Origin of the sequence: Cellulomonas sp. NPDC057328 (assembly GCF_042667215.1) — a bacterium.
Lineage (GTDB): Bacteria > Actinomycetota > Actinomycetes > Actinomycetales > Cellulomonadaceae > Cellulomonas.
Genome location: NZ_JBHUZW010000106.1, coordinates 1 through 13,461, shown reverse-complemented (window position 1 = coordinate 13,461; position 13,461 = coordinate 1). Strand labels below are relative to the sequence as shown.

General features: G+C 75.5%; 12 protein-coding genes. 10 read left to right on the top strand and 2 right to left on the bottom strand.

What is annotated here, in order from left to right:
* The first annotated feature begins 177 nt into the window (after positions 1–177).
* The 6 genes from pyrH (at position 178) to dxr (ending at position 5,373) form a co-directional block, all read left to right on the top strand.
* Positions 178–888: a UMP kinase gene (gene pyrH, locus ACFUMH_RS15555; RefSeq protein WP_378207488.1), complete on the top strand. Its 711-nt coding sequence runs from the start codon at positions 178–180 to the stop codon at positions 886–888.
* An 84-nt stretch (positions 889–972) separates the two neighbouring features.
* Positions 973–1,530, top strand: a complete 558-nt coding sequence (gene frr / locus ACFUMH_RS15550) for a ribosome recycling factor (RefSeq protein ID WP_378207485.1) — start codon at positions 973–975, stop codon at positions 1,528–1,530.
* Positions 1,530–2,369: a phosphatidate cytidylyltransferase gene (locus ACFUMH_RS15545; protein ID WP_378207482.1), complete on the top strand. Its 840-nt coding sequence runs from the start codon at positions 1,530–1,532 to the stop codon at positions 2,367–2,369. Before frr ends, ACFUMH_RS15545 begins: the two co-directional genes overlap by 1 nt.
* Positions 2,370–2,505: 136 nt before the next feature.
* On the top strand, positions 2,506–3,636 hold the full coding sequence (rlmN, locus tag ACFUMH_RS15540) for a 23S rRNA (adenine(2503)-C(2))-methyltransferase RlmN (RefSeq protein ID WP_378207479.1): 1,131 nt from the start codon (positions 2,506–2,508) through the stop codon (positions 3,634–3,636).
* On the top strand, positions 3,633–4,187 hold the full coding sequence (locus tag ACFUMH_RS15535; protein ID WP_378207476.1) for a DivIVA domain-containing protein: 555 nt from the start codon (positions 3,633–3,635) through the stop codon (positions 4,185–4,187). The genes rlmN and ACFUMH_RS15535 overlap by 4 nt, the downstream gene beginning before the upstream one ends.
* A gap of 28 nt (positions 4,188–4,215) precedes the next feature.
* Complete coding sequence (gene dxr / locus ACFUMH_RS15530; RefSeq protein WP_378207474.1) at positions 4,216–5,373, top strand: 1-deoxy-D-xylulose-5-phosphate reductoisomerase; 1,158 nt, start codon at positions 4,216–4,218, stop codon at positions 5,371–5,373.
* Positions 5,374–5,400: 27 nt separating this feature from the next.
* Here the strand turns inward: dxr and ACFUMH_RS15525 are convergent, their stop codons facing one another.
* Positions 5,401–6,825 (bottom strand): NAD(P)/FAD-dependent oxidoreductase, encoded by a 1,425-nt coding sequence (locus ACFUMH_RS15525; RefSeq protein WP_378207472.1) that lies wholly within the window; start codon positions 6,823–6,825, stop codon positions 5,401–5,403.
* A 193-nt stretch (positions 6,826–7,018) separates the two neighbouring features.
* Here ACFUMH_RS15525 and ACFUMH_RS15520 point away from each other — a divergent pair, with 193 nt between their 5' ends.
* From ACFUMH_RS15520 to ACFUMH_RS15510, 3 genes are all read left to right on the top strand, one after another.
* A complete protein-coding gene (locus ACFUMH_RS15520) occupies positions 7,019–8,332 on the top strand; it encodes a M50 family metallopeptidase (RefSeq protein ID WP_378207469.1) in 1,314 nt (437 codons plus the stop codon).
* 105 nt (positions 8,333–8,437) lie between these two features.
* Positions 8,438–9,598, top strand: a complete 1,161-nt coding sequence (gene ispG, locus ACFUMH_RS15515; protein WP_378207466.1) for a flavodoxin-dependent (E)-4-hydroxy-3-methylbut-2-enyl-diphosphate synthase — start codon at positions 8,438–8,440, stop codon at positions 9,596–9,598.
* A gap of 83 nt (positions 9,599–9,681) precedes the next feature.
* Positions 9,682–10,590, top strand: coding sequence for a GNAT family N-acetyltransferase (locus tag ACFUMH_RS15510; RefSeq protein WP_378207462.1), 909 nt, complete (start codon positions 9,682–9,684; stop codon positions 10,588–10,590).
* A 42-nt stretch (positions 10,591–10,632) separates the two neighbouring features.
* Here the strand turns inward: ACFUMH_RS15510 and ACFUMH_RS15505 are convergent, their stop codons facing one another.
* On the bottom strand, positions 10,633–11,523 hold the full coding sequence (locus ACFUMH_RS15505; RefSeq protein WP_378207459.1) for a DNA-formamidopyrimidine glycosylase family protein: 891 nt from the start codon (positions 11,521–11,523) through the stop codon (positions 10,633–10,635).
* A 100-nt stretch (positions 11,524–11,623) separates the two neighbouring features.
* Here ACFUMH_RS15505 and ACFUMH_RS15500 point away from each other — a divergent pair, with 100 nt between their 5' ends.
* Positions 11,624–13,417, top strand: coding sequence for a proline--tRNA ligase (locus ACFUMH_RS15500; RefSeq protein ID WP_378207456.1), 1,794 nt, complete (start codon positions 11,624–11,626; stop codon positions 13,415–13,417).
* Positions 13,418–13,461: the final 44 nt, after the last annotated feature.

Sequence of the window (13,461 nt, the reverse complement as noted above, 5' to 3'; positions counted from 1 at the left end):
GGCTGAGGACCGGGGCCACCGCCGCACCGGGCACCCGTGGTCGTCGGGCCCGCCCGCGCGGAACCAGCGACCACCCGCGCCCCGGCGCACCGAACGAGGAGGACCCCCGTGAGCGAGCACCCGACCGACGGCACCCCGACGGCTGCGACGTCCGTCCCTGCCCGCAGCGCCGACCAGGTGCAGGGGCGTCGCGTCCTGCTCAAGCTGTCGGGGGAGAGCTTCGGCGGCGGGTCCGTCGGGCTCGCGGTGCCGGTCGTGCGCCGCATCGCCGGCGAGATCGCGGCGGCCGTCCGCGACGGCGTGCAGGTCGCCATCGTCGTCGGCGGCGGGAACTTCTTCCGCGGCGCCGAGCTGCAGGTCGGCGGCATGGACCGCGCGCGCGCCGACTACATGGGCATGCTCGGCACCGTCATGAACTGCCTCGCGCTGCAGGACTTCCTCGAGCAGGCCGGCGTCAGCACGCGCGTGCAGACCGCCATCACGATGGGCCAGGTCGCCGAGCCGTACATCCCGCTGCGCGCGATCCGGCACCTCGAGAAGGGGCGCGTCGTCATCTTCGGCGCCGGCGCCGGCCTGCCGTACTTCTCGACGGACACCGTGGCGGTGCAGCGTGCGCTCGAGACGCACTGCCAGGAGGTCCTCATGGGCAAGAACGGCGTGGACGGCGTCTACACGGCCGACCCGCGCCGCGACCCCGACGCCCGCAAGCTCGACCACCTGACGTACACCGACGCGATCGTCGGCGAGCTGGGCGTCATGGACACCTCCGCGCTGAGCCTGTGCCGCGACAACGACGTGCCGATGCGCGTCTTCGGGCTCGAGGAGCACGGCAACGTCACGCGCGCGCTCGAGGGTGAGAAGATCGGCACGCTCGTCACCGCGAGCTGAGCCCACGCGCGCACCAGCGCGCCCGCCCGGCACCGCACCAGCAGGGCCCACGCGGCCCGCACCGACATCGACGAAGGAGCACCGGTGATCGACGACACACTCCTCGAGGCCGAGGAGAAGATGGACAAGGCCGTGGAGGTCGCGAAGGAGGACTTCGCGGCGATCCGCACCGGTCGCGCGAACGCCGCCATGTTCGCGAAGGTGTTCGTCGACTACTACGGCTCGCCCACGCCCCTGCAGCAGCTCGCGGCGTTCAACGTCGTCGAGGCGCGCACCATCCTCGTCTCGCCGTTCGACAAGTCGTCGACGACGGCGATCGAGAAGGCGCTGCGCGACTCCGACCTCGGCGTGAACCCGACGAACGACGGCAACGTCATCCGCGTGGTCCTGCCGGCCCTGACGGCCGAGCGCCGCAAGGACTTCGTGAAGCTGGCGAAGTCGAAGGCCGAGGACGCGCGCATCTCCGTGCGCTCCGTGCGCCGCCGTGCCAAGGAGGAGCTCGACCGCATCGCGAAGGACGGCGAGGCCGGCGAGGACGAGGTCGGGCGCGCCGAGAAGGAGCTCGAGGCGCTGACGAAGCGCCACGTCGACCTCGTCGACCAGCTCCTCGCGTCCAAGGAGAGCGAGCTGCTCGAGGTCTGATGACACAGCTCGCCGCCCCTCGCACCACCTCGCCCGGACGCGACCTCCCGGCCGCGATCGCGGTCGGCGTCGTGCTGCTCGGCGTCGTGGCGGCGTCGCTGTTCATCCGCAAGGAGGCGTTCGTCGCCCTCGCGGTGCTCGCCGTGGGGGCGGCGACTTGGGAGCTCGCGCAGGCGCTCACCCGGCGGTCCATCCACCTGCCGCTGCTGCCGCTGCTCGTCGGGACCGCCGGCATCCTCGTCTCGGCGTACACCGCCGGCCCGGAGGCGCTGTTCGTCGCGTTCCTGCTGACGGTCGGCGGCGCCGTCGTGTGGCGCGTGCTCGACGGCAGCGGCGAGCCGGCGCTGCGCGACGCCACCGCGGCGACGTTCGCCGCCGCGTACCTACCCTTCCTCGGCGGGTTCGTGATGCTGCTGCTCGCGGAGCCCGACGGGCCCGCGCGCGTCGTCATGTTCATCCTGCTGGCCGTCGCGTGCGACACCGGCGGGTACGTCGTCGGCAGCCTGCTCGGCCGGCACCCGTTGGCCCCCACGGTGAGCCCCAAGAAGTCGTGGGAGGGCCTGCTCGGCTCGGTCGTCCTCACGAGCGTCGTCGGCGTCGTGGGCGTGCAGCTCGCGTTCGACGGCGCGCCGCTCGTCGGCGTGCTGCTGGGACTCGGGACCGTGGTGAGCGCGACGCTCGGCGACCTCGCCGAGTCCATGCTCAAGCGCGACCTCGAGCTCAAGGACATGGGACGCCTGCTCCCGGGGCACGGCGGCGTCCTCGACCGGCTCGACTCCCTCCTGCTCACCGCCCCGACGGTCTGGGTCCTCCTGACCGTGCTGCTGCCGGCCGGCTGAGCCGCGCCCACCGGCCCGCGAGGGCCCACCGCCCGCCCGGGCCGCACCCGGGCGGTGACCGGCCCGCCGGTCCGTCCGAGGCCCCACCGGGCCGCCCGTCGTCCCCGTCCGCCACCCGCGGGAGAGGAGCCCCGTCGTGAACGCCACGCCGGTCCGCCTGGATCTGAGCGCGCCCATGCGCGGCGCCCGCGGCAAGCCGCCGCGCCACTTCGTCGACCTCACGCCCGAGGAGCGCGTCGAGGCCGTGCAGGCGCTGGGGGAGAAGCCGTTCCGCGCCAAGCAGCTCGCCACGCACTACTTCACCCACCTCACCGCCGACCCGGCGGCGATGACCGACCTGCCGAAGGCCACGCGCGACGTCCTGGTCGCGGACCTCTTCCCGCCGCTGCTCACCGAGAGCCGCACGCTCACCGCCGACCAGGGCACCACGGTCAAGACGCTGTACCACCTGTTCGACGGCGCGAAGGTCGAGTCCGTCCTCATGCGGTACGCGAACCGCGCGACGCTGTGCGTGTCCAGCCAGGTGGGTTGCGGCCTCGCGTGCGCGTTCTGCGCGACGGGGCAGATGGGGCTGACGCGCAACCTCTCGACGGCGGAGGTCGTCGAGCAGGTGCGGCAGGCCGCCCGTGCGCTGGCCGCGGGGGAGATCCCCGGCGGGGCGACGCGCCTGTCCAACGTCGTCTTCATGGGCATGGGCGAGCCGCTCGCGAACTACAGGACCGTCATGTCGACGGTGCGGCGGCTCGTCGCGCCGGCGCCCGACGGGCTCGGCATGTCGGCGCGCAACATCACGGTCTCGACGGTCGGCCTCGTCCCGGCGATGGACAAGCTCGCGGGCGAGGGCATCCCCGTCACGCTCGCGCTGTCGCTGCACGCCCCCGACGACGAGCTGCGCAGCGAGCTGGTGCCCGTCAACACGCGGTGGTCCGTCGACGAGGCGCTCGACTCGGCGCGCCGGTACTTCGACGTCACCGGGCGCCGCGTCTCGATCGAGTACGCGCTGATCCGCGACGTCAACGACCACGCGTGGCGCGCGGACCTGCTCGGCGAGAAGCTCGTCGCCCGCGGCGGCACCGGCTGGGTGCACTGCAACCCGATCCCGCTCAACCCGACGCCGGGTTCGCGCTGGACGGCGAGCGATCCCGAGGTGGAGGCGGAGTTCGTGGCACGCTTGCGCGCACACGGCATCCCCACGACCATCCGGGACACGCGGGGCAGTGACATCGACGGGGCGTGCGGCCAGCTCGCCGCGGAGGAGGACGAGTGAGCGACGGCATGTTCCGCACCGTCTCGGGGCTGCGACGGGGCTACGACCCCGACGAGGTGGACGAGTTCTTCGCCCACGCGCGGTCGCTGTACGAGCAGGGGCCGGCGACGGCCCTCTCGGGCGCCGAGGTGCGGCACGTGGCGTTCGACATGGTCCGCGGCGGCTACGTCACCGCGGCCGTGGACGCGGCGCTCGACCGGCTCGAGGCGGCGTTCGTCGCGCGGCAGCGCGCCCAGTACGTCGCCGAGAAGGGGCAGGACGCCTGGATGTCGCAGCTGGGCGCGCAGGCGCGCACGCTGTACGGCCGCCTCGGGCGTCCTGACGGCGACCGCTTCGCGCCGCCGACCGGCCGCCAGCCCGGGTACGAGCCGGCCGACGTGGACGCGCTGTGCCAGCGGCTCATCGCCTACTTCGACACCGGCGCACCGCTGACCGCGGCGGAGCTGCGGGCGGCGACCTTCCGTCGGCGCAACGGCCGCAACGGCTACGCCGAGGCGCCGGTCGACGCCTTCGTCGCGCGGGCCGTGGAGGTCCTGCTCGGCGTCGAGTGACGTCCGGACGCTCTGCCAGGATGGCGGGGTGAACCCGCGCAGCGTCGTCGTCCTCGGCTCCACCGGCTCCATCGGGACGCAGGCGTTGGACATCGTCGCCCGCAACCCCGACCGCTTCGTCGTCGCCGGGCTGTCCGCGGGCGGCGCCCGCACCGACCTGCTCGTGGAGCAGGCGCGCGCGCACCGCGTCCCGGTGGTCGCCGTCGCGGACCCCGCCACGGCCGGCCGCCTGCGCGACGCGCTCCCGGGGACGACCGTGCTCGCCGGGCCCGACGCCGCGGCGGAGCTCGCCGGGTCCGGCGCGGACGTCGTGCTCAACGGCGTCACGGGGTCGGTCGGCCTGCTGCCGACGCTCGCGGCGCTGCGCGCGGGCAGCACGCTCGCCCTCGCGAACAAGGAGTCCCTCGTCGTCGGCGGCGCGCTCGTGCACGCGGCGGCCGTGCGGCCCGACCAGATCGTGCCCGTCGACTCGGAGCACTCGGCCCTCGCGCAGGCGCTGCGCTCGGGCGACCGGGGCGAGGTGCGCCGGCTCGTGCTGACCGCGTCCGGCGGCCCGTTCCGCGGCTGGTCGGCGGACGAGGTGAAGGCGGCGACGCCGCAGCAGGCCCTGGCCCACCCCACGTGGGCGATGGGCCCCGTCGTCACCGTGAACTCGGCCAGCATGATGAACAAGGGCCTCGAGCTCATCGAGGCGCACCTGCTCTTCGACGTGCCGGTCGACGACATCGCCGTCGTCGTGCACCCGCAGTCCGTCGTGCACTCCATGGTCGAGTTCGTCGACGGGTCGACGATCGCGCAGGCCTCGCCGCCGGACATGCGGCTGCCCATCGCGCTCGGCCTGGCGTGGCCGGAGCGGGTGCCCGGTGCCGCGGCGGCGTGCGACTGGACGTCCGCGACGGCGTGGACGTTCGAGCCGCTCGACGAGGAGGTGTTCCCGGCGGTGCGGCTCGCGCGGGACGCCGTCGCCGCCTCCGCCACGCACCCCGCCGTCTACAACGCCGCGAACGAGGAGGCCGTCGCGGCGTTCCTGGCCGGCCGCATCGGCTTCGGCGACGTCGTCGGCACGGTGGAGCGCGTGCTCGGCGAGCACGACGGCACGCCGCGCGACGCGCTGACGCTCGACGCGGTGCTCGCGGCCGAGGACTGGGCCCGCGCGCGTGCGGGGGAGCGGCTCGCCGCCCGCTGACCGCGCCGCCCGCTCAACCGCGCCGGGTCAGGCGCCGCCCGGCCCGGTGAGCAGCCGGGCGGCCGCGACGCTCGTGCGTCCGCGGCGCTCCTCGACCCGGTCGGCCCACACCGCGGCGGCGTCGCGGACCGCGCCCAGCACGGTGTCGTGCACCGCGTCGCGCACCGTTCCGCGCACGACGGCGGGCACGGCGCGCACCGCGGGCACCGTGTCGCGGGCGACCCCCCGCCCCGGGCGCGCGCGTCCGCCCACCGCGCCGTCGACCCACGGCAGCCGCACGAGCGGGGAGTCGGCGCCCACGAGCAGGTCGGCGAGCACCCGCCCGGCGAGGTTGGTCACGGCCGCGCCCTCGTGCGCGTCCCGGTCGCCGCCCGCCGACCACGCGAGGCCGGCGCGCGCGTCGGCACCGACCGTGCGCCGCCCGCCGCGCGCGACGGTGAGGGGAGCGTCCCAGACGTGCCGCACGGCGTGCGGCCCGAGGTCCGGCAGGAGCGAGGGGACGCGCTCGAGGACGTCCTCCGCGCCGGTGGCGACGAGCCGGTCGTCGGACGTGCGGACCAGCGTGAGCGGGCGGTGCCGGTCCTCGACGACGGTCGTCCCGGCGCGCAGCGCGAGCGCCGCCCACGCGCGCGGCGGGAGCGGGTCGGTCGCGAGCACCTGCGTGCGGCGGCGCAGGACGGCCAGGGGCGACCCGGCGACGGCCAGCGCGCCGCCGGTGAGCACCACCTGCCGCGCCCGCACCGTGCCCTGCGCGGTGACGACGGCGCGCGGCGCGACCCGCAGCGCTTGCGTCCGCTCCGCCACGCGCCCGCCCCGCGCCTCGACCACGTGGGCGAGGCCACGGATCAGCCGCACCGGGTCGACGTGGGCGGCGTCGGGCGTCCAGGCGGCCGCGAGCACGCCGTCGGCGCGGACCCGGTCGCCCGCCGCGACCGGGTCGAGGAGCTCGAGGTCGTCGCCCCGGCGGGCCGCGTCCGCGACCGCCGCGGCGAGGCGGTCCACGGCGGGGCCGGTCCGCGCCAGCCGGACGAGGCCGCCGTACGCGAACCGTGCGTCGACCTCCTCCGCGGCCACCACGCCGCCGACCTCGACGACGGCGTCGCGCAGGGCGGCGCTCAGGTCGCGGGCGGCCCGGTCGCCGTGCTCACGGGCGACGGCCGCGGCGGCGCCGGCGGCCCCGGCGGTCGCGGTCCCGGTCGCGAGCCCCGCCGCTCCCGCACCGAGGCGTCCCGCCTCGACGACGAGCACGTCGAGCGCGGGGTCCGCCTCGAGCAGGTAGTACGCGGTCCACAGACCGGTGAGACCGCCGCCGACGACGACCACGTCGGCCGTCGTGTCGCCGTCGAGGGGTGGCCGCGGGGTCGCGGCGGCGGGGTCGTCGGCGAGGAGGAGGTCCCACCACAGGACGCGGCGCAGCGCGTCCGTCGTCGTCCGCGCGTCGTGGTCGTGCACCCGGCCAACGTACCGGGGCGGCGCGCGGCGGCCCTCCCGACGGCCGTCCGGGTGAGCCTCCCAGCGCGCTCCCAGGCGCCGCGGCGACGATGTCCCGCGCGGGCTTACCCTGGTCCGCGCGTGGCGGGCGAGCGGCCCGTCGTGCGCACGTGACGGTCCGGCGTCGACGCGCCGGGGCGGAGGAGGTGTCGCCGTGGAGGCGCTGGTCGGCGTGCTCGTGTTCGTCGTCGTGCTGCTCGGGTCGATCGCGCTGCACGAGGTGGGCCACATGGTCCCCGCGAAGCGGTTCGGCGTCCGCGTCAGCCAGTACATGGTCGGCTTCGGCCCGACCCTGTGGTCGCGGACGAAGGGCGAGACCGAGTACGGCATCAAGGCGATCCCGCTGGGCGGGTTCGTCCGGCTCATCGGCATGTACCCGCCGGCGCAGGCGGTCGGCGCCCGCGAGCCGCGGACGTGGGCGCAGCGCCTGGCCGCCGACGCCCGGGCCGCGAGCGGCGAGGAGATCCGGCCGGGCGAGGACCACCGCGCGTTCTACCGGCTGTCGACGCCGAAGAAGCTCGTCGTCATGCTCGGCGGGCCGGTCATGAACCTGCTCATCGCGGTCGTGCTCGTGCTGGTCGCCTACGTCGGCATTGGGCTGCCCGGGCCGAGCCTGACGCTCGCGTCCGTCTCGGAGTGCGTGGTCCCGGCCGATGCGCCCGCCGACCGCGGCTGCCGCGCGGGGGACCCCGCCGCGCCCGGTGCGGCCGCGGGGCTGCGTCCCGGCGACCGCGTCGTGTCGTACGACGGCGTCGCGGTGTCCTCGTGGGACCAGCTGACCGGCCTGATCCGCGGGTCCGGCGACGAGGCGGTGCCGGTGGTCGTCGAGCGCGACGGCGACGAGGTGGACCTGACGGTCACGCCCGTCGTCGCCGAGCGGCCCGTCGTCGGTGACGACGGCGTCTACGTGACCGACGACGACGGCGCCCTCGTCACGCGCCCGGTCGGCTTCCTCGGCGTCTCGCCGCAGGAGGAGACCCAGCGGCAGTCGGTCGGCGAGGCGCTGACGTTCACGGCGGCCCGCACGTGGGACACGGTGTCGGTGGTCAGCACCCTGCCGGCGCGCGTCGTCGACCTCGTCGAGACGACCGTCACCGGCGGCGAGCGCGACGCGCAGTCCATGGTGGGCGTCGTCGGCGTCGGCCGGTTCGCGGGCGAGATCGCGTCCCTCGACGACCAGACGGTGGCGACGCGGGCGGCGTCCCTGCTCGCGACGCTCGCGATGCTCAACCTCGCGCTGTTCGTCTTCAACCTCATCCCGCTGCCGCCGCTGGACGGCGGGCACGTCGCCGCCGCGCTGTGGGAGGGCGCCCGGCGGCAGGTGGCGCGCGTGCGCGGGGCGACCCGGCCGGGGCCCTTCGACACCGCGCGGCTCGTGCCGCTGGCGTACTCGGTGTTCGTGCTGCTCGGTGCCGTCGGGCTGCTGCTCGTCTACGCGGACGTCGTCAACCCGGTGTCGGTGCTGTGAGTCGCGCCACGTCGTGGTCCGCGCCCTGGTGGCGCGCCCGTGTGGGGTCGGTGAACGTCGCGCCCGACCGCCCGGTTCGCGTCCGCGTGGTGGGATGATGGACGCGTGAGCACCCCGATCAACCTCGGCATGCCGCAGGCGCCGGTCCCGGTCCTGGCGCCCCGCCGGCCGTCCCGCAAGATCCGCGTCGGCAAGGTGGAGGTGGGGGGCGACGCGCCGGTGTCGGTGCAGTCGATGACCACCACGCCGACGACCGACATCAACGCCACCCTCCAGCAGATCGCCGAGCTGACGGCCTCCGGCTGCGACATCGTGCGCGTGGCCGTCCCCAGCCAGGACGACGCGGAGGCGCTGCCGACGATCGCGCGCAAGTCGCAGATCCCCGTCATCGCGGACATCCACTTCCAGCCGAAGTACGTGTTCGCCGCGATCGACGCCGGCTGCGCGGCCGTGCGCGTCAACCCGGGCAACATCCGCAAGTTCGACGACCAGGTGAAGGAGATCGCGAAGGCGGCCTCCGACGCCGGCGTGTCGATCCGGATCGGCGTCAACGCCGGGTCGCTGGACCCGCGCCTGCTGGCGAAGTACGGCAAGGCGACGCCCGAGGCGCTCGTCGAGTCGGCCGTGTGGGAGGCGTCGCTCTTCGAGGAGCACGGGTTCCACGACTTCAAGATCAGCGTCAAGCACAACGACCCGGTCGTCATGGTCCGCGCGTACGAGCTGCTCGCCGCGCGGGGCGACTGGCCGCTGCACCTCGGCGTGACCGAGGCCGGCCCGGCGTTCCAGGGCACGATCAAGTCCGCCACGGCGTTCGGCGCGCTGCTGAGCAAGGGCATCGGCGACACGATCCGCGTCTCGCTCTCGGCCCCTCCCGTCGAGGAGGTCAAGGTCGGCATCCAGATCCTGCAGTCGCTGAACCTGCGGCCGCGCAAGCTGGAGATCGTGTCGTGCCCGTCGTGCGGGCGCGCGCAGGTGGACGTCTACACGCTCGCCGAGAAGGTGACCGCCGGCCTCGAGGGCATGGAGGTGCCGCTGCGCGTCGCCGTCATGGGCTGCGTCGTCAACGGTCCGGGCGAGGCCCGCGAGGCCGACCTGGGCGTGGCGTCGGGCAACGGCAAGGGGCAGATCTTCGTCAAGGGCGAGGTGGTCAAGACCGTGCCGGAGTCGATGATCGTCGAGACCCTCATCGAGGAGGCCATGCGGATCGCCGACTCCATGGACCCCGTCGAGAGCGGCGAGGGCGCGCCCGTCGTCACCGTCGGTTGACGACCCGGCGCACCGACACGCCGGCCGGGACCGGACCGGCCGACGACCGCGCGTCCGGGTGTGACGTGGGGCACAATCGCAGCATGACGGCGGTGCGCTCGGCGGCGCTCGGCGGGCGCACCGGCGCTGCCGTGCTCGGGGACGACGACGTCGCCGCCGCGCTCGCGGTGTGCGCGACCGACCCGGTCGGCTCCGTCCTCGCCGCGAGCCGGCTCGAGCAGGCGGCCGCCACCGGGCTCCGCCGGGCCGGCGGCGAGCTGTGGGGGTACGCCGAGGACGACGAGCTGCGCGCGGTCTGCTGGGCCGGCGCCAACCTCGTGCCCGTCCTCGCGACGGACGACGCGGCGGCGACCTCCCGCGCGCTGACGGCGTTCGCCGAGCTGGGGCGCACCCGCGGCCGGCGCTGCTCGTCGCTCGTGGGCCCCGCCGAGGCGGTGCTGGGTCTCTGGTCACGCCTGCGCGGCGCCTGGCCGCTCGAGCGCGAGGTCCGGGCGAGCCAGCCCTCCATGGTCATCGACGGCGACCCCGCGGTCGCGCCGGACCCTGCCGTCCGCCGCTCGCTGCCCGAGGAGTACGACGCCGTGCTGCCCGCGTGCGTGCGGATGTTCACCGAGGAGGTCGGCTACTCGCCGGTCAGCGGCCCGGGCGGGCCGTACGAGCAGCGCGTGCGCGCGCTCATCGAGCAGGGACGCTCGTTCGTGCGCGTGGAGCGTCCCGCGGGCGCCGGGCGGCGTCGCCCCCGCGTCGTCTTCAAGGCCGAGGTGCCGGCTGTCGCGGGCGGCGTCGCGCAGGTGCAGGGGGTCTGGGTCGACCCCGAGCGCCGCGGCGAGCGGCTCTCCGAGACCGGCATGGCGGCGGTCGTGCAGGCGACCCGCGCGGACATCGCGCCGACCGTGTCGCTGTACGTCAACGGCTACAACACGCGCGCCGTGCGGGCGTACGAGGCCGTGGGGTTCCGCCAGGTGGGGGAGTACGCGACGGTCCTGTTCTGAACCTCCTGTCGCGGCCCCGTCGGGCAGGCGCGGGGCGACCGGTCAGCGCAGCAGGCGCGACAGCCGCCGGTCGGCGAGCGGCTTGCCGCCGGTCTGGCACGTCGGGCAGTACTGCAGCGACGAGTCCGCGAACGACACCTCGTGCACCGTGTCGCCGCACGGCACGCCGTCCCAGCCCGGGCACGGGAGCCCGGTGCGTCCGTGCACGCGCATGCCCTGGCGCTTGGCGTCCTTGAGGTCGGCGGCGGGCTTGCCGGCCGCCGCCGCGACGGCCTCGGTCAGGACCGTGCGGATCGCCGCGTGCAGGCGCTGCGTGCGCGCCTCGTCGTACGAGCGCGTCGGGGCGAACGGGCTCGTGCGCGTCACGAGCAGGATCTCGTCGGAGTAGGCGTTGCCGATGCCGGCGATCGTGCCCTGGTCCCGCAGCAGACCCTTCACCTGCTGGTTGCGGGCCGCCAGGAGCTCGCCGAGCCGCTCCGGCGTGAACGCGTCGGAGAGCGGCTCCACCCCGAGCGTCGCGACCTGCGGCACGTCGGTCGGGTCGGCGACGACGTGCACCGCGAGCCGCTTGCGCGTGCCCGCCTCGGTCAGGTCGAACCCCGCGCCGTCGTCGAAGCCGACGCGCAGCGCGATCGGCGACTTCCCCGGCCGGGCCGGGCGCTCCGGCAGCGTGTCGTACCAGCGCACCCACCCGGCGCGCGACAGGTGCCACACGAGGTGCAGCACGCCGTCGGCCGGCGTCTCGACCACGGTGTCGAGCCACTTGCCGTGCCGGGCGACGTCGAGCACCGTGCCGCCGCGCAGCGCCGTGGGTGCGGGCCGGAAGGTCTTGAGCGCGCTGATGGCCGCGACCTCGACGCGCGTGACGGTGCGGCCGACCGTCCGCCCGCGCAGGTACTGCGCGAGCGCCTCCACCTCGGGCAGCTCCGGCACGCGCCCATCCTGGCGCAGGGCACCGACAGCCGCACCCGCCCCGCCGGCACCCGCCCGCCGCGGCGCGGAGGCGCGCGTCGCGGCCACTAGGCTCGCCCCCATGCTCCTGCGCATGTCCACGCTCTTCGTCCGCACCCTGCGCGAGGACCCCGCCGACGCCGAGGTCGCGAGCCACCGGCTCCTCGTGCGCGCGGGGTACATCCGCCGTGCCGCCCCCGGCATCTACACGTGGCTGCCGCTGGGCCTGCGCGTGCTCGCGAAGGTCGAGCAGGTCGTGCGCGAGGAGATGGCCTCGATCGGCGCGCAGGAGGTGCACTTCCCGGCGCTGCTGCCGAAGGAGCCGTACGAGGCCACCGGCCGCTGGTCCGAGTACGGCCCCAACATCTTCCGCCTCAAGGACCGCAAGGACGGCGACTACCTCCTCGCGCCCACGCACGAGGAGATGTTCACGCTCCTGGTCAAGGACCTGTACTCGTCGTACAAGGACCTGCCGCTCGCGCTCTACCAGATCCAGACCAAGTACCGCGACGAGGCGCGTCCGCGCGCCGGCCTCATCCGCGGCCGCGAGTTCGTCATGAAGGACGCCTACTCCTTCGACGTCGACGACGAGGGGCTCGCGCGGGCGTACGAGGCGCAGCGCGGCGCGTACCAGCGGATCTTCGACCGGCTGGGCCTCGAGTACGTGATCGTCGCGGCCACGTCCGGCGCCATGGGCGGGTCGCGGTCGGAGGAGTTCCTCACGCCGACCGCGATCGGCGAGGACACGTTCGTGCGCTCGGCGGGCGGGTACGCCGCCAACGTCGAGGCCGTCACGACGCCCGTGCCCGAGGCGCTCGACTGGTCCGACGCGCCCGCGGCGCACGTCGAGGACACGCCGGACACCCCGACCATCGAGTCGCTGGTCGCGCACGCGAACGCCCACCACCCGCGCCCGGACCGGCCCTGGACGGCCGCCGACACGCTGAAGAACGTGGTGCTCGCGCTCGTGCACCCGTCGGGCGAGCGCGAGCTCGTCGTCGTCGGTCTGCCCGGCGACCGCGAGGTCGACCTGAAGCGGCTGGAGGCCGGCGTCGCGCCCGCCGAGGTGGAGCCCGCAGGGGAGGCGGACTTCGCCGCGCACCCCGAGCTCGTCCGCGGGTACATCGGCCCCGGCGCGCTCGGCCCCAACGTCGCACCGGGCGCCGACGGCGAGCGGCACTCGGTGCGGTACCTGCTCGACCCGCGGGTCGTGCCCGGCACGCGCTGGATCACCGGCGCCGACCAGCCCGGCCGGCACGTCTTCGACCTCGTCGCGGGCCGTGACTTCACGGCCGACGGCACGGTGGAGGCGGCCGAGGTCCGCGCCGGCGACCCGGCGCCCGACGGCTCCGGCCCCCTGGAGCTGGCGCGCGGCATCGAGATCGGCCACATCTTCCAGCTCGGCCGCAAGTACGCGCAGGCGCTCGGCCTCACGGTGCTCGACCGCAACGGCAAGTCGGTCGTGGTCACCATGGGGTCGTACGGCATCGGGGTCACGCGCGTGCTCGCCGCGCTGGCCGAGGCCAACAACGACGAGCGCGGGCTGGCGTGGCCCGCCCACGTCGCGCCCGCGCACGTGCACGTCGTCGCGACCGGCAAGGACGAGGCGGTGTTCGAGGCCGCGGAGTCGCTCGCCTCGACGCTCGCCGCGCGCGGCGTCGAGGTGCTCTACGACGACCGGCCGAGGGTCTCGCCGGGGGTCAAGTTCGCCGACGCGGAGCTGCTCGGCGTGCCGCTCGTGGTCGTCGTCGGGCGCGGGCTCGCGGACGGCGTCGTCGAGGTGCGCTCGCGCGCCGGCGGGGACGCCGAGCAGGTGGCGGTCGACGCCGCCGCCGACCACGTCGCGGAGCTCGTCGACGGGCTGCTCGCCGGCTGACCCGCGGTCCCCGACGCCCGGCTCCCCGCGGGGTGCCGGGCCTG